The sequence below is a fragment of the Pseudomonas sp. yb_2 genome (assembly GCF_043103905.1).
Lineage (GTDB): Bacteria > Pseudomonadota > Gammaproteobacteria > Pseudomonadales > Pseudomonadaceae > Aquipseudomonas > Aquipseudomonas alloputida.
This window is the reverse complement of sequence record NZ_JBICKH010000025.1, coordinates 1-25,489: the sequence shown is the minus strand read 5'-3', so window position 1 is coordinate 25,489 and position 25,489 is coordinate 1. Positions and strand designations below refer to the sequence as shown.

Here is a 25,489-nt window from a genome sequence, read left to right as displayed (position 1 = left end):
CGGGTTTACCCGCGAAGGGTTTTACTCGGCCTTCAGGCTCTTCACGCCTTCAGCGGTGCCCAGCAGCAGCAGATCCGCCGGCCGCGCCGCGAACAGGCCGTTGGTCACCACGCCGACGATGGCGTTGATCTGCGCTTCCAGCTCCACCGGGTTGGTGATCTGCAGGTTGTACACATCCAGGATCACGTTGCCGTTGTCGGTGACCACGCCTTCACGGTACACCGGGTCGCCACCCAGCTTCACCAGCTGACGCGCCACGTGACTGCGGGCCATGGGGATCACTTCGACCGGCAGCGGGAAGGCCCCCAGTACCGGCACCAGCTTGCTGCCGTCGGCGATGCAGATGAAGGTCTTGGCCACGGCCGCGACGATCTTTTCGCGGGTCAGCGCTGCGCCGCCGCCCTTGATCAGGTGCAGGTGTGCGTCGCTCTCGTCGGCACCGTCCACGTAAAACTCAAGCTCGCTTACGCTGTTCAGTTCGTAGACCGGGATGCCATGGCCCTTCAGGCGCTGGGCAGTGGCTTCGGAGCTGGCGACTGCGCCGTCGAACGCGGTCTTGTGCTGAGCCAGGGCATCGATGAAGAAGTTGGCGGTCGAACCGGTACCGACGCCTACGACGCTCTTTTCATCCAGCTTGGGCAGAATGAAGTCGACAGCGGCCTGGGCGACGGCCTGTTTGAGTTGGTCCTGGGTCATGCGGGCTCCGGAAGGGGCAGGGCGGTTTCAAAGTTGCCTAGTATAACGGCTCGCACGGCTTTGCTGTGGTCGCCCGACGTAGCGCTGGGGTAGACTCCCAGCCCTCGTCCCGCGGCCCAGTGATGCTTTCCCGATGCTCGAACAGTACGTCAAGAAGATCCTCACCTCGCGCGTCTATGACGTTGCCGTCGAAACCCCGTTGCAGAGCGCCGGGCAGCTGAGCAAGCGCCTGGGCAACCAGATTCTGCTCAAGCGCGAAGACCTGCAGCCAGTATTCTCGTTCAAGATCCGCGGCGCGTATAACAAGCTGGCCCAGCTGAGCCCGGAAGAACTGGCCCGCGGGGTGGTGACCGCCTCTGCCGGCAACCACGCCCAAGGCCTGGCCCTGGCCGCGCGTGAAATGGGCATCAAGGCCACCATCGTGATGCCCAAGACCACTCCGGAGATCAAGGTCGAAGGCGTGCGCTCGCGCGGTGGCAAGGTGGTGCTGCATGGCGACTCGTTCCCTGAGGCACTGGCCTATTCGCTGAAACTGGTCGATGAAAAGGGCTTCGTCTACGTTCACCCTTACGACGATCCGCACACCATCGCCGGGCAGGGCACCGTCGCCATGGAAATCCTGCGCCAGCACCCTGGCCGGCTGGATGCGATCTTTGTGCCGGTGGGCGGTGGCGGCCTGATCGCCGGCATTGCTGCCTATGTGAAGTACCTGCGCCCGGAAATCAAGATAATCGGTGTCGAGCCGGACGATTCCAACTGCCTGCAGGCGGCCATGGCTGCCGGTGAGCGTGTGGTGCTGCCGCAGGTCGGGCTGTTCGCCGATGGCGTGGCGGTGGCGCAGATTGGCCAGCACACCTTCGATATCTGCCGCCACCATGTGGACGAAGTCGTCACTGTCAGTACCGATGAAATCTGCGCAGCAATCAAGGATATCTACGACGATACCCGCTCGATCACCGAGCCTGCTGGCGCGCTGGGTGTGGCGGGCATCAAGAAGTACGTCGAGCTATACGGCGTCAGCGGCCAGACCTTGGTGGCCATCGACTCCGGTGCCAACGTCAATTTCGATCGCCTGCGCCATGTGGCCGAACGTGCCGAGCTGGGTGAAAAGCGCGAGGCGATCATCGCCGTGACCATCCCTGAGCGCCCGGGTAGCTTCAAGGCCTTCTGCGAGGCTATCGGCAAGCGTCAGATCACCGAGTTCAACTACCGCAAGCACACCTCTGACGAAGCGCATATCTTCGTTGGGGTGCAGACCCACCCGGAAAACGACCCGCGCGCGGCGCTGGTGCAGCAACTGACCGAACAGGGCTTCCCGGTTACCGATCTGACCGACAACGAATTGGCCAAGCTGCATATTCGTCATATGGTCGGCGGCCACTCGGCCGGTGCCAGCGACGAAATGGTGCTGCGCTTCGAATTCCCCGAGCGGCCAGGGGCACTGTTCAACTTCCTCAACAAGCTGGGCGGGCGCTGGAACATCTCGATGTTCCACTACCGCAACCATGGCGCGGCTGACGGGCGCGTGGTGGCGGGGCTGCAGGTGCCGGAGGACGAACGTCACCTGGTGCCGGCAGCGCTGGCCAAGATCGGTTACCCGTACTGGGACGAGACCGAAAACCCGGCCTACAAACTGTTCCTGGGCTGAGCGGCTAAGCTAGGGCTGATGGCCCTTTCGCGGGCTTGCCCGCTCCCACAGGTACTGCGCAGGCCTCAAGGCCTGAGATACCTTGGCAGGAGCGGGTAAGCCCGCGAAGAAGCTACCGCAAAATGCCAGTTTAAGGACGACCGAGAGATGGAACACCTGACCACGCTCAAGACCCTGCACATCATCGCCACCGCGCTGCTGTTTCTGGGCGCCCTGGGCCTGGCGATCTGGACCTGGCGCGCTCGCCGTCAGGGCGATGCCGAAGCCTACGCCAAGCTGCTGCGCCGGCCGTTGGTGTTCGTCTGGTTGGTGATGGGCCTGTGCCTGGTGAGCATGCCGTTCACCGGCTGGTGGCTGGTACACCTGGTGGGCTGGCCACTGGGGCAGACCTGGGTGTTGGCATCCAGTGTCATCTATACATTTGGCGCGTTTGCCGTGTGGTGGCTGCTGGTGCGGCTGAACCGGCTGCGCAAGGCCGAGGTGGTAGGGTTGCGGTTTACCCTGGCGCTGGCGGTATTCAGTGGGGTTTGCTTCCTGTCCATTGCCGGGCTGATGGGGGCCAAGCCGGTCTGACAGCCTTGTGCTGATTGTGCCGGCCTATTCGCGGGTGAGCCCGCTCCTACAGGTACAGCGCAGCCCTCAAGGCCTGTGGTGATTCCTGTGGGAGCGGGCGTGCCCGCGAAAAGACCGGCACGGGAAAACCTCAATCCCGCAGCGAGATCACCGGCCACCCACGCTTATCCGCCTCGGCCCGCAGGTCCGGGGCCGGGTCCACTGCCACTGCATGCGTCACCCGCTGCAACAACGGCAGGTCATTCATCGAGTCGCTGTAGAAGTAGCTGTCCTCAAGATCAAAGCCGTTCTCCAGCATCCAGCGCTCCAGCCGCGTCACTTTGCCTTCACGGAAACACGGTATATCGGTACTACGCCCGGTGTAGCGGCCGTCGCGCACCTCGCATTCGGTTGCCAGCAACACCCGCACCCCCAGGCGCCGGGCGATCGGTGCGGTGACGAAGCGGTTGGTAGCGGTGATGATCACCAGCTGGTCGCCCGCCTCGCGGTGCTGCTGCAGCAAGGCCAGGGCCTTGGGCAGGACGATGGGCTCGATGCAGTCGCGCATGAAGTCGCGGTGCCACTCGTCGAGCCGGGCCATGGGTGTTGCCGCCAGGATCTCCATGGAAAAGGCCAGGTAGGCCTGCAGGTCCAGGGTGCCATTGAGGTAATCCTGGTAGAAGCTGTCGTTGCGTTGCTTGTAGGCGACCGGGTCGAGAATGCCGCGCTCGCAAAGATAGTCACCCCAGGCATGGTCGCTGTCGCCACCGAGGAGGGTATTGTCCAGGTCGAATAAAGCCAGGCGCATCGCGGTCACTCGCATCAGCCACAGGGTAGGCCCGCAGAATACGGAGTTTTCACGCAGCTGCACATAAGCTTGGCGGGCGCGTTGCTGCGCTCGCAAGCTTTGTGGAACAATGCGTTGACATGCGTTTGCGAGGTTGCTGCCGTGATCGACCCGGATGGTTTTCGCCCCAATGTCGGGATCATTCTCACGAATGATGCCGGGCAGGTGCTATGGGCTCGACGGATCAACCAGGATGCCTGGCAATTCCCCCAGGGTGGTATCAACCCTGACGAGACGCCGGAAGACGCCCTGTACCGCGAGCTGAACGAAGAAGTTGGCCTTGAACGCGACGATGTAGAAATTCTTGCCTGCACCCGTGGCTGGTTGCGTTATCGTTTACCCCAGCGATTGGTACGTACCCACAGCCAGCCGCTGTGCATCGGCCAGAAGCAGAAGTGGTTCCTGCTGCGCCTGGTGAGCAACGAACAACGGGTGCGGATGGACCTGACCGGCAAGCCGGAATTCGACGGTTGGCGCTGGGTGAGCTATTGGTATCCGCTGGGCCAGGTTGTGACATTCAAGCGCGAGGTGTACCGGCGCGCCCTGAAAGAGCTAGCACCGCGTCTGTTGACGCGCGACTGACGACGGAGTTCGACCCCGAGCCATGCTCAATACGCTGCGCAAGATCGTCCAGGAAGTAAACTCCGCCAAAGATCTCAAGTCGGCGTTGGGGATCATTGTCTTGCGCGTCAAGGAAGCCATGGGCAGCCAGGTCTGCTCGGTCTACCTGCTCGACCCGGAAACCAACCGCTTCGTGCTGATGGCGACCGAAGGCCTGAACAAGCGCTCCATCGGCAAGGTCAGCATGGCCCCCAACGAAGGCCTGGTTGGCCTGGTCGGTACCCGGGAAGAGCCGCTGAACCTGGAAAACGCCGCCGACCACCCGCGTTACCGCTACTTTGCCGAAACCGGCGAAGAGAAATTCGCCTCCTTCCTGGGTGCGCCGATCATCCACCACCGCCGTGTGGTCGGGGTACTGGTCATCCAGCAAAAGGAGCGCCGCCAGTTCGACGAGGGCGAGGAAGCCTTCCTGGTCACCATGAGCGCCCAGCTTGCCGGGGTTATCGCCCACGCCGAGGCTACCGGCTCGATCCGTGGCCTGGGCCGTCAGGGCAAAGGTATTCAGGAAGCGCGCTTCGTGGGTGTGCCGGGTTCGCCTGGTGCCGCGGTGGGGCGTGCGGTGGTGATGTTGCCGCCGGCCGACCTGGAAGTGGTCCCGGACAAGACCGTCGATGACATCGACGCCGAACTCAAGCTGTTCCAGAACGCCCTGGAAGGTGTGCGCGACGACATGCGCAAGCTGTCGGCCAAACTGGCCACCCAGCTGCGCCCGGAAGAGCGTGCGCTGTTCGACGTCTATCTGATGATGCTAGAAGACGCAGCCCTGGGCGGTGAGGTGACCGAGGTCATCAAGACCGGCCAGTGGGCCCAGGGCGCCCTGCGCCAGGTGGTTGGTGAGCACGTCAACCGCTTCGAGCTGATGGACGACGACTACCTGCGTGAGCGTGCCTCCGACGTCAAGGACCTGGGGCGTCGCCTTTTGGCCTACTTGCAGGAAGCGCGCTCGCAGTCGTTGGTGTATGCCGACAACACCATCCTGGTCAGTGAGGAACTGACACCGGCCATGCTCGGTGAAGTGCCGGAAGGCAAGCTGGTCGGCCTGGTCTCGGTACTCGGCTCGGGCAACTCCCACGTCGCCATCCTCGCGCGGGCCATGGGCATCCCCACGGTGATGGGCCTGGTCGACCTGCCATACTCCAAAGTCGACGGTATTGAACTGATCGTCGACGGCTACAAGGGCGAGGTGTTCACCAACCCCAGCGAAGTGCTGCGCAAGCAGTACAGCGAAGTGGTCGAAGAGGAACGCCAGCTGGCCCAAGGGCTGGATGCACTGCGCGAACTTCCGTGCGTCACCCCCGACGGCCATCGCATGCCCCTGTGGGTCAACACCGGCCTGCTCGCTGACGTGGCCCGTGCCCAGCAGCGCGGCGCCGAAGGGGTAGGCCTGTACCGCACCGAAGTGCCGTTCATGATCAACCAGCGTTTCCCCAGTGAGAAAGAGCAGCTGGCCATCTACCGTGAGCAGCTGGCGGCCTTCCACCCGTTGCCGGTGACCATGCGTACCCTCGACATCGGTGGCGACAAGGCTCTGTCGTACTTCCCCATCAAGGAAGAAAACCCGTTCCTCGGCTGGCGCGGCATTCGCGTCACCCTCGACCACCCGGAAATCTTCCTGGTACAGACCCGCGCTATGCTCAAGGCCAGCGAGGGCCTGAACAACCTGCGCATCCTGCTGCCGATGATTTCCGGCATTCACGAGCTGGAAGAGGCGCTGCACCTGATCCACCGTGCCTGGGGTGAAGTGCGTGACGAAGGTACCGATGTACCGATGCCGCCCGTGGGTGTGATGGTGGAAATCCCAGCGGCGGTGTACCAGACCAAGGAGCTGGCGCGGCAGGTGGACTTCCTGTCGGTAGGCTCCAACGACCTGACCCAGTACCTGTTGGCGGTGGACCGCAACAACCCGCGGGTCGCCGACCTGTACGATTACCTGCACCCGGCGGTACTGCAGGCTCTGAACACGGTGGTGCGCGACGCCCATGGCGAAGGCAAGCCGGTGAGCATCTGCGGCGAGATGGCCGGTGACCCGGCGGCAGCGGTCCTGTTGATGGCCATGGGCTTCGACAGCCTGTCGATGAACGCCACCAACCTGCCGAAGGTCAAGTGGATGCTGCGCCAGATCAATATGGGCAAGGCCAAGGAACTGCTGGCCGAGGCCTTGAGCCATGACAACCCGCAGGTTATCCACAGCTCGCTGCAGCTGGCCCTGAAGAACCTTGGGTTGGCGCGGATGATTGGGCCTGGGGCTAATAAAACCTTGTGAGGGTGATGCTGTCTGTGCCGGCCTCTTCGCGGGTTTACCCGCTCCTACAACGGCCTGGGTCCAACCCCAGATGTGTGTACGTGGTAGGAGCGGGTTTACCCGCGAAGAGGCCCGAACAGACAACATCAAATGTTCAGGCCAACAACTCAATTTCCCCCAAATGCCCGCCAAAAGGCCCGAAACTGCGCTCAACCAGCCGCCTTTGCCCCTGATCATCCACAATGAGCACTGTGCTCGCCCGGGTCCCGTAATTCTGGCTGGCGATGAAGACGCTCGATAGCAACTTCTCGGTTGCCAACCCCACGCCTGTTTCGGGTAGATCACCATCAGCCGCGGGCTCGTTATCCGCGAGCAAAGCCAGCAGCCTGTGCGGCTCCGGCGTGTCCAGCAGGTTTTCCAGCCCGTCACGTGCCTTCACCAGCTTCGGCCACGGTGTATCCAGCCCGGCGTTCGAAAGCCCGTAAACCCCAGCCTTCAGCAGGCGCGGCGTGGCCTCACGGGCATGCAGATAACCCAGTTGCTGCCCATCACCCACCAGCAGGTTGAACCCCGAGTACTGCCCGCTACGGCTGGCCACCTGGTCCAGGTAAGCCTCAACCCCTAGCTCGCCCTGCAGAAACGCCGCCACCAGCTCACCCCGCGAGCGGGGCCCCTGCGCCTGGCCCGGGTCGCGGATGTTGGTCAGCGCGGCAAAGCGCCCCTGTGGGCCTACGCCCAGCCAGGTACCGCCTGCCTCCAGGTCGCGCCCGGCATGCACCCCAGGTGCATCCTCCCAGGCCGCCAGGGGCTGAGTGGGGCGGGCATAGAATTCGTCGCGGTTGGCCGCCACGATCAGCGGCAGGGCGTGCCCCGGCCGCCAGGCAAATACGATCAGGCACATAGGTTGGGCCTCTGTGTTTTTTTGTCACTGTACCCACAGGAACGATGCGGATCCATCCTGACACAGAGTTCACTAGAGCCCCGAGCCCGGCTTCCGTTACCATGCCGGATTGATTTCTAGGGGATGCCGAATGGAATTCGTGCTCTATCTGTTGTTGGGCGCCTGTGCCGGTGTGCTGGCCGGGCTGTTCGGCGTGGGCGGCGGCATCATCATCGTGCCGGTGCTGGTGTTCAGCTTTACCCTGCAGGGTTTCGACGCTTCGGTGCTGACCCACCTGGCCGTCGGCACGTCATTGGCCACCATCGTCTTCACTTCGATCAACGCCGTGCGGGAGCACCACCGCAAGCGCGCGGTGCAATGGCCGATCTTCATCTGGATGACCATCGGCATCCTTCTGGGTGCCGGTGTCGGTGCCAAGACCGCTTCGCTGATCCAGGGGCCACTGCTGCAAAAGATCATCGGTGTGTTCGCCCTGGTCATCGCCGCGCAGATGGCCCTTGACCTCAAACCCAAGGCCAGCCGTGGCGTCCCCGGCAAACCTGGGCTGATCGGTGCAGGTGGCGTGATTGGCTGGGCCTCGGCCATTTTCGGCATTGGCGGTGGTTCGCTGACGGTGCCGTTCCTCACCTGGCGTAGCCTGCCCATGCAGCAGGCAGTGGCCACGTCATCGGCCTGTGGCCTGCCGATTGCTGTGGCCAGTGCCCTGAGCTTCATGCTGCTGGGTTGGCACGAGGAGCACCTGCCGCCCCACAGCCTGGGTTACGTGTACCTGCCGGCGCTGGTCGGCATTGCCGTGACCAGCATGTTCTTCGCCCGCTTCGGCGCGCGCCTGGCGCACAAGCTGTCGCCCCGTTTGTTGAAACGCCTGTTCGCAGCCCTGTTGTTCTGTGTTGGCCTCAGCTTTTTGATTTGAATCGAGAGGAAGTTCCATGCTGCCTTACCCGCAGATAGACCCCGTGGCCTTGGCCATCGGGCCGCTGAAAATCCATTGGTACGGCCTGATGTACCTGATCGGCATCGGCGGTGCCTGGCTGCTGGCCTCACGCCGGCTGAACCGCTTCGACCCCACCTGGAACCGCGAGAAGCTGTCCGACCTGGTGTTCTGGCTGTCGATGGGGGTGATTGTCGGCGGGCGCCTGGGCTATGTGCTGTTCTACGATCTGCACGCCTACCTGGCCAACCCGACGCTGATCTTCGAGGTGTGGAAGGGCGGTATGTCGTTCCACGGCGGCTTCATCGGCGTGATGCTGGCGGCCTTGTGGTTCGGCAAGCGCAACAACAAGTCGTTCTTCGAGCTGATGGACTTCGTCGCCCCGCTGGTGCCGATTGGCCTGGGGGCCGGGCGTATCGGCAACTTCATCAACGCCGAACTGTGGGGCAAACCCACCGACGTCCCATGGGCGATGATCTTCCCGCCGTTCAGCGACCCGGCCCAGTTGCCGCGCCACCCATCGCAGCTCTACCAGTTCGCCCTTGAGGGCGTGGCGCTGTTCGTCATCCTGTGGCTGTTCTCGCGCAAGCCACGGCCGACCATGGCGGTGTCGGGAATGTTCTCGTTGTGCTATGGCATCTTCCGCTTCGCCGTGGAGTTTGTCCGGGTGCCGGATGCACAACTCGGTTACATCGCGTTCGGCTGGCTCACTCAAGGCCAGTTGCTGTGCATTCCGATGATAGTCGGTGGCCTCGTCTTGATCTGGTGGGCTTATAATCGCAAGCCTACGGCGAAACCCGCCTGATTAATCCCACGGCAGGGGCGATCCCCCTGCCGTTTTTGCTACAGGTAAGCCATGAAACAGTATCTGGACCTGGTCCGCGACGTCATTGATAACGGCACGTTGCAGGGAAACCGCACCGGCATCCGCACCATCAGCCTGCCGGGCGCGATGCTGCGTTTCGACCTGCAGAAGGGCTTTCCGGCCATTACCACGCGCAAGCTGGCGTTCAAGTCGGCGATCGGTGAAATGGTCGGTTTCCTGCGTGGCGTGAAGAACGCCGGTGAGTTCCGTGAGCTTGGCTGCAAGGTCTGGGACCAGAACGCCAACGAAAACGCCCAGTGGCTGGCCAACCCGTTCCGTCAGGGCCATGACGACCTGGGCGAGATCTATGGTGTGCAATGGCGCCAGTGGCCGGGCTACAAGCGCATCCCGCTGAGCAACCCGGCGGCCATCGAAATGGCCGAGCAAGCCGGTTTCCGCCGTATTGCCCAGGACGAAGAGGAGGGCGTCGCGTTCGTCATCCTGTACAAGGCGATCGACCAGGTGCGCCAGTGCCTGGACACCATCGCCCACGACCCGGGTAGCCGCCGCATCCTGTTCCACGGCTGGAACTGTGCGCAACTGGACGAAATGGCACTGCCACCGTGTCACTTGCTGTACCAGTTCCACCCGAATGTCGAGACCAGGGAAATTTCCCTGACCCTCTACATCCGCTCCAACGACCTGGGGCTGGGCACGCCGTTCAACCTCACCGAAGGCGCGGCGCTGCTGTCGCTGTTCGGCCGCCTGACCGGCTATACACCGCGCTGGTTCACCTACTTCATCGGCGATGCCCATGTGTATGAAAACCACCTGGACATGCTGAACGAGCAGCTCAAGCGCGAGCCGTTGGAAGCGCCGAAGCTGGTGATCAGCGACCGTGTTCCGGCATTTGCCGAAACTGGCAAGTATGAGCCGGAGTGGCTGGAGAAGATTGAGCCGAGTGATTTCTGGCTGGAAGGCTATGAGCACCATGCGCCGATGACAGCGCCGATGGCGGTCTGATAGATCTCTATTGTTAGAACTGACCTCTTCGCGGGTTCACCCGCGAAGCTTTTGGCTCAATGCCCGTGACTCCGCCCCACATGCGAATGTTCGGTATCCGGTACCGATACCGCCCCGTTTGTCTCCAGTTGCTGCAAGATCGCGCATTCACTCCCCTGCGCGTTGCAGCGCCGCCGCAGCTCCACCAGCTGCTCCTGCAATGCCACCAAGCCATCAATCCGCGCCTGAACATGCTCGATATGCTCGTCGATCAGCGCATTGACGCTGCCGCACGCGTCGTCGGGGCTGTCGCGCAGGCGTAGCAGGCTGCGGATTTCGTCCAGGGTCATGTCCAGCGTGCGGCAGTTGCGGATGAAGGTAAGCCGCTCCACATGGGCCTGGGTGTACAACCGGTAGTTGCCCTCGCTGCGCGCCGGCTCTGGCAGCAGGTTTTCCCGCTCGTAGTAGCGGATGGTTTCCACCGCGCAGTCGGTGGCTTTGGCCAGTTCTCCGATCTTCATCACTAAATCTCCAGCAAGTGGCTTGACCCTATAGTGGCTACAGGGTGTTCACTTGGCAACAGGCTCAATTTAAGGATGACCCCATGAACCAGCCTGTCAGCCACGAACACAAGCATCCGCACGATCACGCTCATGGTGATGACGACCATGGCCATGCTGCCCACGGCCACAGCTGCTGCGGCGCCAAAGCCGCGCCGCCGCTGGTGCAACTGAGCGAAACGGCCAGTGCCCAGGCACAACTCAGTCGTTTCCGCATCGATGCCATGGACTGCCCCACCGAGCAGACCCTGATTCAGGACAAACTGAGCAAGCTGGCCGGTATCGAACAGCTGGAATTCAACCTGATCAACCGCGTGCTTGGCGTGCGCCACACCTTGGACGGCACCGCCGATATCGAGCGGGCTATCGATAGCCTGGGCATGAAGGCCGAGCCGATTGCTGCCCAGGACGACGGCAGCGCCAGCGTGCCACAACCGGCCAAGGCCCGCTGGTGGCCACTGGCATTGTCGGGCGTCGCCGCGATCGCCGCCGAAATCGTGCACTTTGCTGCACTGGCCCCTGAGTGGGTGGTAGCGGGACTGGCGCTTGCCGCGATCCTCGGTTGCGGCCTGGGTACCTACAAGAAGGGCTGGATTGCCCTGAAAAACCGTAACCTCAACATCAATGCGCTGATGAGTATCGCCGTGACGGGGGCCGTATTGATCGGCCAGTGGCCGGAGGCGGCGATGGTCATGGTGCTGTTCACCGTTGCCGAACTGATCGAAGCGCGCTCGCTGGACCGTGCGCGCAATGCCATCGGCGGGTTGATGCAGCTGACCCCGGACATGGCTACGGTGCAGCAGGCCGATGGCCAGTGGCGCGAGCTGGAGGTGCGTGAGGTGGCCATCGGCGCACTGGTGCGGGTGCGCCCCGGTGAGCGCATCGGCCTGGACGGTGAAGTGACCAGCGGGCAATCCAGCGTCGATCAGGCGCCGATTACCGGTGAAAGCCTGCCTGTGGAGAAGGGGGTGGGTGACAAGCTGTTCGCTGGCACCATCAACCAGGCGGGGGCGCTGGAGTTTCGCGTCACCGCCGCTGCCGGGCAGTCGACTCTGGCGCGGATCATCAAGGCCGTGGAGGAAGCGCAGGGCGCGCGGGCGCCTACCCAACGCTTCGTCGACCGTTTCTCGCGTATCTACACCCCGGTGGTATTCGCCATTGCCCTGGCCGTGGCGCTGTTACCCCCGCTGTTCATGGCTGGCGCCTGGTTCGACTGGGTTTACCGCGCCTTGGTGCTGCTGGTGGTGGCCTGCCCCTGCGCGCTGGTGATCTCGACCCCGGTGACCATCGTCAGTGGCCTGGCCGCCGCTGCGCGCAAAGGCATCCTGATCAAGGGTGGCGTGTACCTGGAGGGTGGCCGCCATCTGGATTTCCTGGCCCTGGACAAGACCGGCACCATCACCCATGGCAAGCCGGTGCAGACCGACGCCAAGGTGCTGGTGCCGCTGTTCGAAGACCGTGCACAAGCCTTGGCGGCCAGCCTGGGCGAGCGTTCGGACCACCCGGTGTCCCGCGCCATTGCCGAGTTCGGCAAGCAGCAAGGCCTGGCCTTGAGCGAGGTCAGTGACTTCGCCGCCCTGGCCGGGCGTGGCGTGCGTGGCGTGATCGCCGGTGAAGTCTACCACCTGGGCAACCATCGTCTGGTCGAGGAACTGGGGCTGTGTTCGCCAGCGTTGGAGGCCCAGCTTGATGCGCTGGAGCGCCAGGGCAAGACCGTGGTCCTGCTGCTCGACCGATCCGGCCCTCTGGCACTGTTCGCCGTGGCCGACACGGTCAAGGACAGCAGCCGTCAGGCGATCGCCGAATTGCATCAACTGGGTATCAAGACTGTCATGCTGACCGGTGACAATCCGCATACTGCGCAGGCCATTGCCGCCGTGGTGGGGATCGACCGCGCCGAGGGCAACCTGTTGCCGGCCGACAAGCTGAAAACCATTGAGGCGTTGTACGCACAAGGCCATCGGGTGGGCATGGTCGGTGACGGCATCAACGACGCCCCGGCGCTGGCCCGCGCCGAAATCGGTTTTGCCATGGCTGCTGCCGGCACCGACACCGCCATCGAGACGGCTGATGTGGCACTGATGGACGATGACTTGCGCAAAATCCCGGCCTTCGTCAGGCTGTCGCGCCAAAGTGCGGCGATCCTCATGCAGAACATCGTTCTGGCGTTGGGCATCAAGGCGATATTTCTGGCGATCACCTTTGCCGGCATGGCCACGATGTGGATGGCGGTGTTCGCTGATATGGGCGTGAGCTTGCTGGTGGTGTTCAACGGCTTGCGCCTTTTGCGCAAATAGAGGACGTGCATGCTGAGTGCCGAGCTGAAGGCCTTCTACATGGTGGCCCGTCTGGGCAGCATCACCCAGGCGGCGAAGAAGCTTGGCCTCAGCCAGCCCACGGTGACCACGCAGATCCGCAGCCTAGAAGGCCAGTACGCCGTGGAGCTGTTCTACCGCGGCGGGCGGCGCCTGGTGTTGAGCGAGGAGGGCTTACGCCTGCTGCCGATGGTCAAGGCGCTGCTGCAGCAGGAAGCCGACATCGAGTTCGAGCTGCGCAACAGTGGCCAGGCCCAGGGCAGCCTGCGCATTGCTGCCACTGCGCCTTACTACATTCTCGACCTGGTCAAGATCTATCGCGAACGCTTGCCGCAGGTTGAAGTGGCGGTGGAGATCGGCAACTCGCAGCAGGTGCTGGAAATGCTCAAGGATTACCGGGTGGATATTGCCGCGTCGTCGCAATGGGTGGAGGACGCGCGGTTGGTGCGGCGGATACTGGGCACTGACCCTTTGGTGGTGGCGGTGCACCGCAACCACCCTCTGGCCCAACGCCAGACGGTGTCGATCGAGGTGGTGTCGGGGCATTGCCTGCTGATGCGCGAGAAGGGCTCGACCACACGCAAGCTCACCGAGCAGATGATGCAGGAGGCGGGGGTCAAGGCCGGCGCCCTGATGGAAATCGGCAGCCGCGAGTCGATCCGCGAAGCGGTGCTGCGCAATATCGGCATCAGCGTGATTGCCCGTCATGAGGTGCCGCACAACCCCGAACTCCGGGTGCTGGCGCTGGAGAATGCGCCGGTGATGCACGAGTACCTGTATTGCCTGAAGGAACGGCGCCAGGCCCGGTTGCCGGCGGCATTCCTGGGGGTGGCGCAGGAAGTGGCCGGTTCGCAGTTCTAGATTTTTGCTGGCTTCTTCGCGGGTAAACCCGCTCCTACATTTCAGCGTACCCGCGCGTCTGCATTTTCCGCGAACATGCATGCCGTAGGAGCGGGTTTACCCGCGAAGAGGCCGGCACAGGCCACTACTAAATCTGCCTATACCACTATCACCGGCTTTTGCCTTAAAGCCACAGAACCTTCGCACAGCCTGCCTAGCATGGCCCCATCTCTTCGATGAGGCCATGCCATGAACCACACCACCCCCGGCGCACAGATAAAAGTGTGCAACATCCACAAGCGCTTCGGTGCCTTTACGGCGCTCAACGATGTCTCGCTGGACATCGCCGCGGGCGAACTGGTGTGCCTGCTCGGCCCGTCCGGTTGTGGCAAGACCACGCTGCTGCGCTGCATTGCCGGCCTGGAGCGCCAGGACCGCGGTACGCTGTACATCGGCGAACGCGATATCTCCACGCTGTCACCCCAGGCGCGGGACTACGGCATCCTGTTCCAGTCCTATGCGCTGTTTCCCAACCTTACCGTCGAAGCCAATATCGCCTATGGCCTGACGGGCAGTGGTCGCGAGCAGGCCCGTCAGCGGGTGGCCGAAATGCTCGAACTGGTTGGCCTGTCTGGCAGCGAGAAGAAGTACCCAGGCCAGCTCTCCGGTGGCCAGCAGCAACGTGTGGCCCTGGCCCGCGCGCTGGCACCGTCGCCATCGCTGCTGCTGCTCGATGAGCCGATGTCGGCGCTGGACGCCCGGGTGCGCGAGCACTTGTGCACCGAACTGCGTCAGCTGCAGCGCCAACTGGGCATCACCACGTTGATGGTTACCCACAACCAGGACGAGGCCATGTTGATGGCCGACCGCATTGCGGTGATGAACAACGGCCAGGTCGAGCAGTACGCCACCCCGCAGGAAATCTATGACCACCCGGCCACGCCGTTCGTGGCCGAGTTCGTCGGCCAGGGCAACTGGCTGCCGTTCCAGCGCAGCAGCGACAGCCATGCCCTGGTCGGCGACATGAACATGCGCCTGGCGCCGGGTTCAGCCCAGGCCAGCAGTGGCCGGCTGTTCTGCCGCCCGGAAGCGATCACGGTCAACCCGGTGGTGCACGAAGAAAACCTGTTCCCGGCCATGGTCCGCGAAATCACCTTCCTCGGTAACCGCTGCCGCATGAGCTTTGCACTCAAGGCCCTGCCAGGCCATGCCCTGCTGGCCGAACTGGCCCCCGAGGCCATGCCGCGCCTGGGTTCGCAGGACATCTGGGTGGCGTTGCCGCCGCAGAGCCTGCAGGTGTTTGCCTGAGATGGCCGCGCCAATGTCCCTGCCGTTGAGCCAGGCCAACGTCGCGCCGCGTGCTGGCATCGCCCTGGGTGACCGGCTGTTCGTCATCGGCGGCAAGAGCCTGCTGCTGATCCTGTTGGTGCTGGCCGTGCTGATGCCGTTGCTGGCGATCTTCTGGCGTGGTTTCAGCGGTGAAGCGGGCCAGGGCGGTGGCTTGCTGGCGGCCAGTGAACTGTTCACCAGCGCCAGCTTCCATTGGTTGCTTGGCAACAGCCTGTCGGTGGCCTTCACTGTCGCGGCCATTGTGGTACCGCTGGCCTATTTGTTCGCCTTTGCCCTGCAACGCACGTTGATCCCGGCCAAGGGCCTGTGGCGGGGGATTTCGCTGCTGCCATTGCTTGCACCGTCGATGCTGCCGGCGATCGCCCTGGTCTACCTGTTTGGCAACCAGGGCCTGCTGCGTGGGTTGCTCAGCGACAATATCTACGGCTTCTGGGGCATCGTGCTGGGCGAGGCCATCTACACCTTCCCGCATGCGCTGATGATTCTGCTGTCGGCACTGTCACTGGCCGATGCTCGCCTGTTCGATGCGGCCTCCAGCATGGGGGCAGGCTCGTGGCGGGCGTTCACCAGCATCACCTGGCCAGCCTCGCGCCAGGCAGTATTCGCGGCGTTCTGCCTGGTATTCACGCTGACTATCACAGACTTCGGTGTACCGGTCGTGGTGGGGGGCGACTATCAAGTGCTGGCGCTGGAAGCTTACAAGGCGGTGGTGGGCCAGCAACAGTTCGGCCGTGGTGCGCTGATCGGCATGGTGCTGCTGTTGCCGGCCCTGTTCAGCTTTACCGTCGACGCCTGGCTGCGCCGACGCCAGGGCGAGGCCATGGGCGGCCGTGCTCAGGTGTTCGAACCCAAGCCATCACGCGGCCGCGATGCCTGCTTCCTGACCATTGTGCTGCTGGTGTGCGCGGCGTTGCTGGTGGTGATCGGTATGGCGGTGTACTCCTCGCTGGTCACTTTCTGGCCCTACAACCTGTCGTTGTCGCTGCGCCACTACCTGTTCGAAGACACTGCCGGTGGCGGCTGGCTGGCCTACCGCAATAGCGTGACCATGGCCATTGGCACCGCACTGATCGGCAGCATCGTGATCTTTACCGGCGCCTACCTGATGGAGAAGACCCAGGGCCAACGCCTGCTCAACCATGCGCTGCGCCTGCTCAGCTTCATCCCCATGGCCGTGCCGGGCCTGGTACTGGGCCTGGGCTACGTATTCTTCTTCAACCTGAACGGTAACCCGCTGCATGTGCTGTACGGCGGCATGGGGTTGCTGGTGGTGTGCACCATTGCCCATTACCTGACCACCGCGCAGATGACCGCGACCACCGCCCTGCGCCAGCTCGACGGCGAGTTCGAGGCCGCCGCGCTGTCGCTGAAAGCGCCGCTGTACAGGCACTTCCTGCGCGTGACCGTGCCGATCTGCCTGCCGGCACTGCTGGATATCATCCGCTACCTGTTCGTATCGGCAATGACCACCGTGTCGGCAGCGATTTTCCTGTACAGCCCCGACACCCTCCTGGCTGCCGTTGCCGTGCTGAACATGGACGACGCCGGCAACGTTGGCGGGGCCGCTGCCATGTCCACCTTGATCCTGCTGACCAGTGCCGGCGCTTCACTGTTGCTGGCTGCAGCCTCGCGCGGCCTGCTGCGCCGCTCCCAAGCCTGGCGCCAACGCGCCGCGACCGTCTGACCTGAAAGGAACCTACCCATGCACAAGCACCTTGCCCTTGCCGCTGCCGTTTCCGCCGTGTTCAGCCTGCAGGCTTCGGCCGCTGCTACCCAGCTGACGGTCTACACCGCTCTGGAAGCCGAGCAGCTGAAAACCTACAAACAGGCCTTCGAGAAAGCCAACCCGGATATCGAGATCAAGTGGGTGCGTGATTCCACCGGCATCATCACTGCCAAGCTGCTGGCGGAGAAAGAGCGCCCGCAAGCCGACGCTGTGTGGGGGCTGGCGGCATCGAGCCTGGCCATCCTCGATCAGAACGGCATGCTCGAAGCTTATGCGCCCAAGGACCTGGGCAAGATTTCCGGCAATTATCGTGACGCCGCCAACCCGCCAGCCTGGGTCGGCATGGACGTGTGGGCGGCCACCCTTTGCTTCAACACCATCGAGGCCGAGAAACAGGGCCTGAGCAAACCGGTGAGCTGGCAGGACCTGACCAAGCCTGAATACAAAGGCAAGATCGTCATGCCCAACCCGGCCTCGTCCGGCACCGGCTTCCTGGATGTCAGTGCCTGGTTGCAAACCTTTGGCGAGCCGCAGGGCTGGGCCTACATGGATGCGCTGCACCAGAACATCGGCCAGTACGTCCATTCCGGCTCCAAACCGTGCAAGTTGGCGGCGGCGGGCGAGTTCCCGATCGGAATTTCGTTCGAATACCCGGCCGTTCAGCTCAAGCGCCAAGGCGCGCCGTTGGACATCGTGTTGCCAAAGGAGGGTTTGGGCTGGGAGATCGAGGCAACCGCAGTGATCAAAGGCTCGCCCAAGGCCGATGCGGCCAAGCGCCTGGCCGATTTCTCGGCCAGCCCGGCGGCCATGGAACTGTACAAGGAAAACTTCGCCGTACTGGCCGCGCCGGGCATCGCCAAGCCGCAGACCGAGCTGCCGGCGGATTATGAGCAGCGGTTGATCAAGAACGACTTTGTCTGGGCTTCTAAAAACCGTGACCAGATTCTGGCCGAATGGCGCAAGCGCTATGACGGCAAGTCGGAGAAGGTGGCCCAGCAGTAACGCTTCACTATTGCAGGGCCGGCCTCTTCGCGGGTAAACCCGCTCCTACACAGATTGGTGGTGGGCACACATCGGGGGTTGGACACAGGCCGTCGTGTAGGAGCGGGTTCACCCGCGAAGAGGCCGGCCCTGCTGGCCAATTTCCGCCCGCCGTTCACTGTTGCTGCCGCTACCGTATTCGCGGGTAAACCCGCTCCTACACCGGATTGGCGGTGGACACACATCGGTGGTTGGACACAGACCGCCGTGTAGGAGCGGGTTTACCCGCGAAAAGGCCAGGCCTGCTGGCTCAAATCTGTGAAACCAGCGCCTCCAACTGCTCCTGCCGCTCAGCCTGATTCAGCTTGGCCCCGGGATTCAGGGTGGACCATTGCGGGTGCGCCCGCGCCTTGACCAGCGCCTCCGGCAACTTGCCCTCGCGCCAGGCCTTTTCATCCAGCTCACCCAGCCTGATGCTGTCCTGCGCCGCATGCCCGCGGTTATCCAGCGCCACCATCAACTGCTGCTGACGCAAGGCCAGCAAACGCAATACAGTGTCGTCCACGGTCAGCTCGCGCTTGCCCTTGAGCTTGCCCATCAACCGTGCCCCATAGTTGCGCGCCGTCTGCAGCGCGCCACCGGCAATCGCCCCGGCCAGCGCCGCTGCGCCGAGGGTAAGGCCACCGACCAGCAAATCGACCCCGGCACCGGCCGCAGCACCCGCCGCCACACCGCTGCCCAGGCGCACGCCCAGCAGTTTCAACGTCTCTGGATTGAACAAATCATCGCCCCAGCGGCCGTCCAGCAACGGCAGGTCGCTGGCATGGGCGTCCTCGCGGCGGAAGGCATACAGCTTGAGCAAGGCTTCGACGCAGCGTTGTTCTCGTTGGCGTATGTCCTGGCGCAGCGCTTCGATGGCTCGAGCTTCTGCCGCTGGTTCGGCCTCGACACTGCGCCGGCATGCAGCGCAATCGAGCAGCAGTTCGGCGATCAGGCGCTTGCCGCTGTGCCGGCGTGCCAAGCGCTGCGCCTGCTGGTCGTCGATCAGTCGTTGCAGCGCCGGGCGGGCGTTTTCCAGCAGCAGCGCCAGGCTTTCATACAAACGGCGCTCGCCATCCTCTGGCGGGGCCACGCTGTCGAACCGCACCAATGCGTGAAGCCCAAGCCGGGCAAGGGCTTCACGCCATTCCGGTTCGCGGTGCTGGCTGCTGGCGACGAAGTTGAGCACCGGCAGCAACGGCTTGCCGCAGTTGGCCAGTACTTCCAGTTCGTCACGGTACTTGGCCAGCACCGGCTCGCGCGCATCGATCACATACAGCCCGGCATTACTGGCCAGCAGTTGGCGCAATACCTTGGCCTCCTGCTCGAAACGTTGGCGCGCTTCGCTGCCCTGCAGAAAACGCTCCAGCCGGGCCGGGCCGTCCAGGCGCTCGCCCGGGCGTTCCAGACGTTCAAGGTAGTCGAGCAGGGCGATGGCATCTTCCAGGCCGGGCGTGTCGTACAGCTCCAGCAAGGGTTCACCGTCCACAGACAGCCGCGCACCTTCCACATGGCGGGTAGTGCTGGGGCGGTGGGACACTTCGCCAAAACCGACGTCGCGGGTCAGGGTGCGCAGTAGCGAGGTTTTGCCAACATTGGTATGGCCGACCACGGCCAGTTTCAGTGGCTCAGTCATGGCCATGCTCCAGCCAGGTCAGCGGTGAGGTGTCGGCATGTTGCAAGCCAAGGCGGTCAAGGGCTTCGTGCCAATCGCCCAGGCGCTCGGCATCGAGGGGCTGGCCCGGTGCAGCCTGCAGCAGCCAGATACGGGTTGCGCCGGCATTGCGCGCCAGTTCGGCGAGCAGCGCCAAACTGCCACGGTCCGGCGAGCGACGTGGGTCGCAGGCGATGGCCAGGCGTGCCGGTGGGAAGCGGCTGAGCTGTTCCAACAGCCGGTTGCGTGATTCGCGGCTGTCGAGCACGCCGGCATCGGTCACGCTTTTCGGCAGGGCGGGTGGCCAGGGGCGCTGGTCGTCCAGCTCCAGGCCCACCAGCAGGGCACCGCTGCTGCCGCTTTCCAGCTGCCCGGCGGCAAACTGCGGCAAGGCTTGCGGGGCAGCATCCTGCACGCCCATGCGTTCGCTGCGCGGCATCAGTGCCTCGCGCAGTTGCGCGTAGCCGGGCAACCCCAGGTCCAGCGTCAGGCGTTCACGGCCCTGGCGCCAGCGCCACAGGAATAACCCGGCCAGCAGCAGGCGGGGCAGCAGGCCGTATACCAGCACCACGCCGAGCAGCCAGCTGGCCCAGGCCTGGCGGGCGACGTCCAGGGCTGGCAGGCTGTCGCCGCTGGCGCGGATCATGGCTTCGTCGGGCACGGCGAAGCCCAGCAACGACGGGAGGGCGCCCAGTGCTTGGGTCAGGTGAATGAACGGCTCGGCGGCGAGCAAGGTGGTTTCCCAGACAAAGCCATAGCGCCGGGTCGCCAGCAAAACCAGCAGCATGCCCAGCGCGGAGAGCATCGCCAGCAGCCACAGGCCGTGTACCAACAGGCCGAGCAGCCACCGGTTGAGGCGTTGACGTTGCAGCAGCACCAGCAGCGCTGGCGCCAGGTGCGCGGCCTTGGCATCGCGGGCAAAGCGTTCGCTTAGCCACAGCCACAAGCGGCCCAGCCCTGCGCCATGCTCGCCGCTCAGGGCAAAACCCATGGCCCAGCCCAGTAGCATGAGCAGGTTCAGCCCGAGCAGGCTGCCCAGCGCCCAGAACACATTCACCGGGCGCTGCCCGTCACCGAGGGCGGCCAGCCCCAGGCCCGCGCCGCTGAGCACGGCCATCAGCAACAAGGCCAGCAGCGCCAGGCGCGCGCCCTGCTTCCAATGGCGCAGGGCGCCGGTCATGTCATCGCGCTCGGCCAGGAACAGCGCACGCGTTTCGATGCGCGTGGCCAGGTCGCCACCTAGCTGGCGGGCGTGGCGGTTGGCTTCCTGGTCTTCCAGCGGGCCGGCATGTTCTTCGCGCAGGCGTACCGCTTCGGTGAGCCAGCGCTTGTCCAGTGGCGTGGGTGCAGTCACAAGGTCTTCCATTGCACAGGTCAAGGCAGAAGCATAACCCACACGCCCGGTGCTATCCTCGCCGGCATGAATACATCACTCCCCCTCAGCCTGATCGCGGCTTATGCCGAGAACCGCGTGATCGGCATCGACAACTCCATGCCCTGGCATTTGCCGGGGGACTTCAAGTACTTCAAGGCCACCACCCTGGGCAAGCCGATCATCATGGGGCGCAAGACCTGGGACTCGCTGGGGCGGCCGCTGCCTGGGCGGCTGAACATCGTGGTCAGCCGCCAGCCGGGGCTTGAACTTGCAGGTGCCGAAGTGTTCGCTTCGCTTGAACAGGCGTTGGTGCGGGCCGAGCAGTGGGCGCGCGAGCAGGGCATCGGTGAGCTGATGTTGATTGGTGGGGCGCAGCTGTATGGGCAGGCGCTGGAGAAGGGGCTGGTCAGCCGCATGTACCTGACGCGGGTTGAGTTGGCGCCAGAGGGGGATGCGTGGTTCCCGGCGTTTGATGAAGGGCAGTGGAGGCTGACTTCTAGCGAGGCACAGGCTGAGGAAGGTAAGCCGGTGTATCACTTCGAGGTTTGGGATAAGGGGTGAGATTGTTGGGGGCTGCTTTGCAGCCCTTCGCGGGTGAACCCGCTCCTACGGGGGGGCGCAGGGGGTTGAGGTTTTGAGCAGGACACGAGCGGCCTTGTCGCGAAAGGGGCGCAATGCGCCCCGGCGATCTGTCAGGTGTGGCTCAGATCGGCATGTTCATCACCGGCCAGCACTTCCTTGTCAGTCTCTTTCAACAGCTGGCTGGTGACAACGCCCGCCGTCATCGAACCGTTCACGTTCAACGCCGTACGGCCCATGTCGATCAGCGGTTCCACCGAAATCAGCAACGCCACCAGTTCCACCGGCAAGCCCATGGCTGGCAGCACGATCAGCGCGGCAAAGGTGGCACCGCCGCCCACGCCGGCAACCCCTGCAGAGCTCAGCGTGACGATGGCCACCAGGGTGGCGATCCACAGCGGGTCGAAGGTGTCGATGCCTACTGCTGGCGCGACCATCACCGCCAGCATGGCTGGATAGAGCCCGGCGCAGCCGTTCTGGCCAATGGTGGTGCCGAACGATGCGCTGAAGCTGGCGATCGATTGCGGCACGCCCAGACGGCGGGTTTGTGCCTCGATGTTCAGCGGAATGCTGGCGGCGCTGGAGCGGCTGGTGAAGGCGAAGGTCAGCACCGGCCACACCTTGCGGAAGAAGCGCAGCGGGCTCACGCCGGTGGCGGCGAGGATGATGCCGTGCACCACGAACATCAACCCCAGGCCCAGGTACGACACCACCACGAAGCTGCCCAGCTTGAGGATGTCCTCCGTGTTGGAACTGGCCACTACTTTGGTCATCAACGCCAGCACGCCATAGGGGGTCAGCTTCATCACGACCCGCACCAGGCGCATTACCCAGGCCTGCAGGGTGTCGATGGCCGACAGGGCGCGCTCGCCCTTCTCGGCGTCGTCCTTGATCAACTGGAGCGCGGCCAGGCCGAGGAACACGGCAAAGATCACCACGCTGATGATCGAGGTCGGCTTGGCCCGCGCCAGGTCGCCTATCGGGTTGCTGGGGATGAACGACAGCAGCAGTTGCGGGATGTTGAGGTCGGCGACCTTGCCCGCGTAGTCACTGTGGATAACCTGCATGCGTGCGCTTTCCTGGGCGCCGGCCACCAGGCCCTCGGCACTGAGGCCGAACAGGTTGGTCAACACAATGCCGATCAGGGCGGCAATGGCCGTGGTCAGCAGCAGGGTGCCGATGCTCAGCACGCTGATGCGGCCCAGTGAAGAGGCATTGTGCAAACGTGCCACGGCACTGAGGATCGAGGCGAAGATCAGCGGCATGACAATCATCTGCAACAGGCCGACATAGCCGTTGCCGACCAGGTCGAGCCAGGCGATGGTTGCCTTGAGCACGGGGTGGCCAGCGCCATAGATCGTGTGCAGCACAAGGCCGAAGACCACGCCCAGCACCAGGCCAAGCAGTACCTTCTTGGCCAGGCTCCAGTCGGTGCGGCGGGTTTGTGCCAGACCCAGCAACAGGGCCAGGAATGCCAGCAGGTTGAGTGACAGCGGCAGGTTCATTGAAGCTCCAGCAGAAAAAAGCAGAAGTGGCATCGCCTCTGTGAGCGATTGCGAACGGAAATGCTAACAGCCTGAAAACAAACGAATTTATACCTAAATGGAATTTCCATAGTCGTTTATGGAATAACGGGATGTCGCAGATTGCAATGAACAAGGCGTTTGCAGCTGCCTGGAGGTCGTTATCGGGGGCTTGCAGTGGGGATTGTTGCACTAGCGTTTCTGGGTCATTTCAGGAGATTCGTACATGAAAGTCGCTGTGAAAGCCGCCGCCATCGGCCTGTCCCTGCTGTTCAGTATCGAAACCTTCGCCACGGAGCTCAAACACTGGCCCGCCGACGCGGCCAAACAGCTCGACAGCATGATCGCCGCCAATGCCAACAAGGGTAACTACGCGGTGTTTGACATGGACAACACCAGTTACCGCTATGACCTGGAAGAAGCCTTGCTTCCGTTCATGGAAAACAAGGGGCTGCTAAGCCGCGACAAGCTCGACCCTTCGTTGAAGCTGATGCCGTTCAAGGACACTGCCGAGCACAAGGAAAGCCTGTTCAGTTACTACTACCGGCTGTGTGAAATCGATGACATGGTCTGCTACCCGTGGGTAGCCCAGGTGTTCTCCGGCTTTACCCTCAAGCAGCTGAAGGCGCAGGTGGATGAGCTGATGGCTTCGACCAAGCCGATCCCCAGCACCTATTACGAAGGCGACCAGGTCAAGGCCATCGAGGTTCAGCCGCCCAAGGTCTTCAAGGGCCAGGCCGAGCTGTACAACAAGCTGATGGAGAATGGCATCGAGGTCTATGTGGTTTCGGCGGCCTCCGAAGAGCTGGTGCGCATGGTCGCCTCGGACCCCAAGTATGGATACAACGTGAAGCCCCAGAACGTGATTGGCGTGAGCCTGCTGCTCAAGGACCGCGCCAGCGGACAGCTGACCACTGCGCGCAAGCAGATCAGCGCCGGGCACTACGATGCCAAGGCTAACGAGGGCCTGGAGCTGACCCCTTACCTGTGGACCCCGGCCACCTGGATGGCGGGCAAGCAGGCGGCGATCCTTACCTACATCGATGAGTGGAAGAAACCGGTGCTGGTGGGCGGCGACACGCCGACCAGCGATGGCTACATGCAGTTCCACGGGGTGGATGTGGGCAAAGGCGGTATCCACCTGTGGATAAACCGCAAGGCCAAGTACATGGACCAGCTCAACGGGATGATTGCCAAGAATGCGGCGGCGCAGGCCAAGGAAGGGTTGCCGGTGACGGCAGACAAGAACTGGGTGATCGTCACGCCGGAGCAGATCCAGTAACGGGAATATCAACCATCGCGGCCCACAATGAGGGTCTGGGCCGCTTTCTGGTCAATGTTCTTCGCCAACAGGGTCACTTGTTCAATGGCACGTTCACGGATCCTGGCGCCCTCAGGGCCTAGGGTCTGTTCGACCACTACACTGTGCGCCTGGTTAATCCCAACGAAGCGAAACCATGTGTCGATGAAGGTTTTTTCCAGGCCAAAATACTGGTCGGGTGTCTGTGAGGCGGGCCCGTAGCCCAAACCACGGGTGTAGATGGCAACCGCTCGACGCCCGCCAAGCATGCCGTTCAACCCGTGTTCATCGAAGGTGAACAGCACATCTTTGTGCGAAATTGCGTCGATCAGGTGCTTGAGCTTGTACGGAATACCGAAATTCCACAGCGGTACGCTGAACACCAAGGTATCCGCCCGGTGGAACCGTTGAGCGAGGGTCTTGATCCGATCCCATGCAGCGGCCTGTGCGGTTGACAGCGGGGCATCGGCAAGCCCCGCGTACTTCGCCGCGAGCAAGGCGCCATCTACCTCAGGCAGCTCACATTCCCAAGGATTCAAGTGATCGATTTCCACCGCTTTGCGCTCGGCCAATGCCGCCAGGAACACGTCGGTAATCTGAGCGGAAACGGACCGCTCTCCTCTGGGTGAGGCGCAGACATACAAGATACGTTCAACCACGGGGCTTCTCCCAGGTAGTGTTGATGAGCCTTGCCTGACGCTTCACCGCCCAGGCGTTCGGCGCACAGTCTGATTCAGGGCGATTCATTATAGAAATGACGTATGCTCACGAGATTGAGTGAGATAGGTGATGAATCTGTGTTCGATACTGTGCTTTTGCGGAGCTTGATTGCCGTTGCCGACACCGGTGGTTTCACCCGCGCTGCGCACAGGCTGCACCTAACGCAGTCGGCGATCAGCGCTCATATTCGGCGGCTTGAACGCGAAGCTGGACAAAAATTGCTGGAGCGTACGACCCGTTCGGTCAGCCTGACACCCGCAGGCGCTCGGTTGGCAGGCTATG

At 63.2% G+C, this 25,489-nt stretch carries 23 protein-coding genes; 15 read left to right on the top strand and 8 right to left on the bottom strand.

All coding sequences use genetic code 11. The features are described from left to right. Nucleotides 1-21: 21 nt before the first annotated feature. A complete protein-coding gene (gene rpiA / locus ACF8FB_RS05350) occupies nt 22-696 on the bottom strand; it encodes a ribose-5-phosphate isomerase RpiA (RefSeq protein ID WP_003249004.1) in 675 nt (224 codons plus the stop codon). A gap of 133 nt (nt 697-829) precedes the next feature. Between rpiA and ilvA the strand changes: the two genes are divergently transcribed. After that, complete coding sequence (ilvA, locus tag ACF8FB_RS05345; RefSeq protein ID WP_010955682.1) at nt 830-2,344, top strand: threonine ammonia-lyase, biosynthetic; 1,515 nt, start codon at nt 830-832, stop codon at nt 2,342-2,344. Between the two features lie 147 nt (nt 2,345-2,491). Beyond that, entirely contained in the window at nt 2,492-2,917 is a 426-nt protein-coding gene (locus ACF8FB_RS05340; protein WP_010955681.1) for a DUF2269 domain-containing protein, read from the top strand. A gap of 130 nt (nt 2,918-3,047) precedes the next feature. Here ACF8FB_RS05340 and ACF8FB_RS05335 read toward each other — a convergent pair whose 3' ends face one another. Next, nucleotides 3,048-3,704, bottom strand: coding sequence for an HAD family phosphatase (locus ACF8FB_RS05335; RefSeq protein ID WP_010955680.1), 657 nt, complete (start codon nt 3,702-3,704; stop codon nt 3,048-3,050). Between the two features lie 141 nt (nt 3,705-3,845). Here ACF8FB_RS05335 and ACF8FB_RS05330 point away from each other — a divergent pair, with 141 nt between their 5' ends. After that, nucleotides 3,846-4,325 carry an RNA pyrophosphohydrolase gene (locus ACF8FB_RS05330; protein WP_003249017.1) on the top strand — a complete coding sequence of 160 codons (480 nt, stop codon included), beginning with the start codon at nt 3,846-3,848 and terminating at the stop codon, nt 4,323-4,325. 22 nt (nt 4,326-4,347) lie between these two features. Beyond that, nucleotides 4,348-6,627: a phosphoenolpyruvate--protein phosphotransferase gene (gene ptsP / locus ACF8FB_RS05325; RefSeq protein WP_003249020.1), complete on the top strand. Its 2,280-nt coding sequence runs from the start codon at nt 4,348-4,350 to the stop codon at nt 6,625-6,627. A gap of 133 nt (nt 6,628-6,760) precedes the next feature. On the opposite strand, the gene ACF8FB_RS05320 is transcribed toward ptsP, so the two are convergent. After that, nucleotides 6,761-7,507 (bottom strand): NRDE family protein, encoded by a 747-nt coding sequence (locus ACF8FB_RS05320; protein ID WP_003249022.1) that lies wholly within the window; start codon nt 7,505-7,507, stop codon nt 6,761-6,763. Between the two features lie 130 nt (nt 7,508-7,637). Here ACF8FB_RS05320 and ACF8FB_RS05315 point away from each other — a divergent pair, with 130 nt between their 5' ends. The 3 genes from ACF8FB_RS05315 to ACF8FB_RS05305 are packed head-to-tail and all read left to right on the top strand — an operon-like array spanning nt 7,638 to nt 10,266. Then, nucleotides 7,638-8,420 carry a sulfite exporter TauE/SafE family protein gene (locus tag ACF8FB_RS05315; RefSeq protein WP_003249024.1) on the top strand — a complete coding sequence of 261 codons (783 nt, stop codon included), beginning with the start codon at nt 7,638-7,640 and terminating at the stop codon, nt 8,418-8,420. Nucleotides 8,421-8,436: 16 nt separating this feature from the next. Beyond that, on the top strand, nt 8,437-9,243 hold the full coding sequence (gene lgt, locus ACF8FB_RS05310; protein WP_010955678.1) for a prolipoprotein diacylglyceryl transferase: 807 nt from the start codon (nt 8,437-8,439) through the stop codon (nt 9,241-9,243). Nucleotides 9,244-9,294: 51 nt separating this feature from the next. Further along, nucleotides 9,295-10,266, top strand: coding sequence for a thymidylate synthase (locus ACF8FB_RS05305; RefSeq protein ID WP_350298460.1), 972 nt, complete (start codon nt 9,295-9,297; stop codon nt 10,264-10,266). A 56-nt stretch (nt 10,267-10,322) separates the two neighbouring features. Here ACF8FB_RS05305 and cadR read toward each other — a convergent pair whose 3' ends face one another. Beyond that, nucleotides 10,323-10,766, bottom strand: a complete 444-nt coding sequence (cadR, locus tag ACF8FB_RS05300) for a cadmium resistance transcriptional regulator CadR (RefSeq protein ID WP_010955676.1) — start codon at nt 10,764-10,766, stop codon at nt 10,323-10,325. An 83-nt stretch (nt 10,767-10,849) separates the two neighbouring features. Between cadR and ACF8FB_RS05295 the strand changes: the two genes are divergently transcribed. The 5 genes from ACF8FB_RS05295 to ACF8FB_RS05275 all read left to right on the top strand — a co-directional run bounded on the left by ACF8FB_RS05295 (nt 10,850) and on the right by ACF8FB_RS05275 (nt 18,038). Next, nucleotides 10,850-13,102 (top strand): heavy metal translocating P-type ATPase, encoded by a 2,253-nt coding sequence (locus ACF8FB_RS05295; protein ID WP_392511101.1) that lies wholly within the window; start codon nt 10,850-10,852, stop codon nt 13,100-13,102. 9 nt (nt 13,103-13,111) lie between these two features. Beyond that, the gene (locus ACF8FB_RS05290; protein ID WP_392511100.1) at nt 13,112-13,981 is read left to right on the top strand and encodes a LysR family transcriptional regulator; all 870 of its coding nucleotides are present in this window, start codon (nt 13,112-13,114) and stop codon (nt 13,979-13,981) included. Between the two features lie 228 nt (nt 13,982-14,209). Then, nucleotides 14,210-15,268 carry a putative 2-aminoethylphosphonate ABC transporter ATP-binding protein gene (locus tag ACF8FB_RS05285; RefSeq protein WP_392511099.1) on the top strand — a complete coding sequence of 353 codons (1,059 nt, stop codon included), beginning with the start codon at nt 14,210-14,212 and terminating at the stop codon, nt 15,266-15,268. Nucleotide 15,269: 1 nt separating this feature from the next. Further along, on the top strand, nt 15,270-16,994 hold the full coding sequence (locus tag ACF8FB_RS05280; RefSeq protein ID WP_392511098.1) for a putative 2-aminoethylphosphonate ABC transporter permease subunit: 1,725 nt from the start codon (nt 15,270-15,272) through the stop codon (nt 16,992-16,994). Between the two features lie 18 nt (nt 16,995-17,012). Further along, nucleotides 17,013-18,038, top strand: a complete 1,026-nt coding sequence (locus tag ACF8FB_RS05275) for a putative 2-aminoethylphosphonate ABC transporter substrate-binding protein (RefSeq protein ID WP_392511097.1) — start codon at nt 17,013-17,015, stop codon at nt 18,036-18,038. Between the two features lie 289 nt (nt 18,039-18,327). Here the strand turns inward: ACF8FB_RS05275 and ACF8FB_RS05270 are convergent, their stop codons facing one another. Together ACF8FB_RS05270 and ACF8FB_RS05265 are read right to left on the bottom strand one after the other, a co-directional pair. Further along, nucleotides 18,328-19,692, bottom strand: a complete 1,365-nt coding sequence (locus ACF8FB_RS05270; RefSeq protein ID WP_004577212.1) for a GTPase/DUF3482 domain-containing protein — start codon at nt 19,690-19,692, stop codon at nt 18,328-18,330. Continuing rightward, the gene (locus tag ACF8FB_RS05265; protein ID WP_392511096.1) at nt 19,685-21,076 is read right to left on the bottom strand and encodes a DUF2868 domain-containing protein; all 1,392 of its coding nucleotides are present in this window, start codon (nt 21,074-21,076) and stop codon (nt 19,685-19,687) included. The genes ACF8FB_RS05270 and ACF8FB_RS05265 overlap by 8 nt, the downstream gene beginning before the upstream one ends. A gap of 54 nt (nt 21,077-21,130) precedes the next feature. On the opposite strand from ACF8FB_RS05265, the gene ACF8FB_RS05260 reads away from it, so the two are divergent. Next, nucleotides 21,131-21,646: a dihydrofolate reductase gene (locus ACF8FB_RS05260; RefSeq protein WP_392509465.1), complete on the top strand. Its 516-nt coding sequence runs from the start codon at nt 21,131-21,133 to the stop codon at nt 21,644-21,646. Between the two features lie 131 nt (nt 21,647-21,777). Here the strand turns inward: ACF8FB_RS05260 and ACF8FB_RS05255 are convergent, their stop codons facing one another. After that, nucleotides 21,778-23,169, bottom strand: coding sequence for an L-cystine transporter (locus tag ACF8FB_RS05255; protein ID WP_392509464.1), 1,392 nt, complete (start codon nt 23,167-23,169; stop codon nt 21,778-21,780). A gap of 244 nt (nt 23,170-23,413) precedes the next feature. Here ACF8FB_RS05255 and ACF8FB_RS05250 point away from each other — a divergent pair, with 244 nt between their 5' ends. After that, nucleotides 23,414-24,469 carry a phosphorylcholine phosphatase gene (locus ACF8FB_RS05250; protein ID WP_021783642.1) on the top strand — a complete coding sequence of 352 codons (1,056 nt, stop codon included), beginning with the start codon at nt 23,414-23,416 and terminating at the stop codon, nt 24,467-24,469. Nucleotides 24,470-24,477: 8 nt separating this feature from the next. Here the strand turns inward: ACF8FB_RS05250 and ACF8FB_RS05245 are convergent, their stop codons facing one another. Continuing rightward, the gene (locus ACF8FB_RS05245) at nt 24,478-25,146 is read right to left on the bottom strand and encodes an FMN-dependent NADH-azoreductase (protein ID WP_392511095.1); all 669 of its coding nucleotides are present in this window, start codon (nt 25,144-25,146) and stop codon (nt 24,478-24,480) included. A gap of 102 nt (nt 25,147-25,248) precedes the next feature. On the opposite strand from ACF8FB_RS05245, the gene ACF8FB_RS05240 reads away from it, so the two are divergent. Then, nucleotides 25,249-25,489: LysR family transcriptional regulator (locus ACF8FB_RS05240; protein WP_392511094.1), on the top strand; the 241-nt coding region annotated here is incomplete at its 3' end.

What these genes read in the sequence shown, in the direction of transcription:
- ACF8FB_RS05340 (WP_010955681.1), top strand. Translation starts at nt 2,492, where the DNA reads ATGGAACACCTGACCACGCTCAAGACCCTGCACATCATCGCCACCGCG.
- ACF8FB_RS05305 (WP_350298460.1), top strand. Translation starts at nt 9,295, where the DNA reads ATGAAACAGTATCTGGACCTGGTCCGCGACGTCATTGATAACGGCACG.
- ACF8FB_RS05260 (WP_392509465.1), top strand. Translation starts at nt 21,131, where the DNA reads ATGAATACATCACTCCCCCTCAGCCTGATCGCGGCTTATGCCGAGAAC.
- cadR (WP_010955676.1), bottom strand. Translation starts at nt 10,766, where the DNA reads ATGAAGATCGGAGAACTGGCCAAAGCCACCGACTGCGCGGTGGAAACC.
- ACF8FB_RS05315 (WP_003249024.1), top strand. Translation starts at nt 7,638, where the DNA reads ATGGAATTCGTGCTCTATCTGTTGTTGGGCGCCTGTGCCGGTGTGCTG.
- ACF8FB_RS05290 (WP_392511100.1), top strand. Translation starts at nt 13,112, where the DNA reads ATGCTGAGTGCCGAGCTGAAGGCCTTCTACATGGTGGCCCGTCTGGGC.
- rpiA (WP_003249004.1), bottom strand. Translation starts at nt 696, where the DNA reads ATGACCCAGGACCAACTCAAACAGGCCGTCGCCCAGGCCGCTGTCGAC.
- ACF8FB_RS05335 (WP_010955680.1), bottom strand. Translation starts at nt 3,704, where the DNA reads ATGCGCCTGGCTTTATTCGACCTGGACAATACCCTCCTCGGTGGCGAC.
- ACF8FB_RS05265 (WP_392511096.1), bottom strand. Translation starts at nt 21,076, where the DNA reads ATGGAAGACCTTGTGACTGCACCCACGCCACTGGACAAGCGCTGGCTC.
- lgt (WP_010955678.1), top strand. Translation starts at nt 8,437, where the DNA reads ATGCTGCCTTACCCGCAGATAGACCCCGTGGCCTTGGCCATCGGGCCG.
- ACF8FB_RS05255 (WP_392509464.1), bottom strand. Translation starts at nt 23,169, where the DNA reads ATGAACCTGCCGCTGTCACTCAACCTGCTGGCATTCCTGGCCCTGTTG.
- ACF8FB_RS05280 (WP_392511098.1), top strand. Translation starts at nt 15,270, where the DNA reads ATGGCCGCGCCAATGTCCCTGCCGTTGAGCCAGGCCAACGTCGCGCCG.
- ACF8FB_RS05285 (WP_392511099.1), top strand. Translation starts at nt 14,210, where the DNA reads ATGAACCACACCACCCCCGGCGCACAGATAAAAGTGTGCAACATCCAC.
- ACF8FB_RS05295 (WP_392511101.1), top strand. Translation starts at nt 10,850, where the DNA reads ATGAACCAGCCTGTCAGCCACGAACACAAGCATCCGCACGATCACGCT.
- ACF8FB_RS05275 (WP_392511097.1), top strand. Translation starts at nt 17,013, where the DNA reads ATGCACAAGCACCTTGCCCTTGCCGCTGCCGTTTCCGCCGTGTTCAGC.
- ilvA (WP_010955682.1), top strand. Translation starts at nt 830, where the DNA reads ATGCTCGAACAGTACGTCAAGAAGATCCTCACCTCGCGCGTCTATGAC.
- ACF8FB_RS05320 (WP_003249022.1), bottom strand. Translation starts at nt 7,507, where the DNA reads ATGTGCCTGATCGTATTTGCCTGGCGGCCGGGGCACGCCCTGCCGCTG.
- ptsP (WP_003249020.1), top strand. Translation starts at nt 4,348, where the DNA reads ATGCTCAATACGCTGCGCAAGATCGTCCAGGAAGTAAACTCCGCCAAA.
- ACF8FB_RS05270 (WP_004577212.1), bottom strand. Translation starts at nt 19,692, where the DNA reads ATGACTGAGCCACTGAAACTGGCCGTGGTCGGCCATACCAATGTTGGC.
- ACF8FB_RS05250 (WP_021783642.1), top strand. Translation starts at nt 23,414, where the DNA reads ATGAAAGTCGCTGTGAAAGCCGCCGCCATCGGCCTGTCCCTGCTGTTC.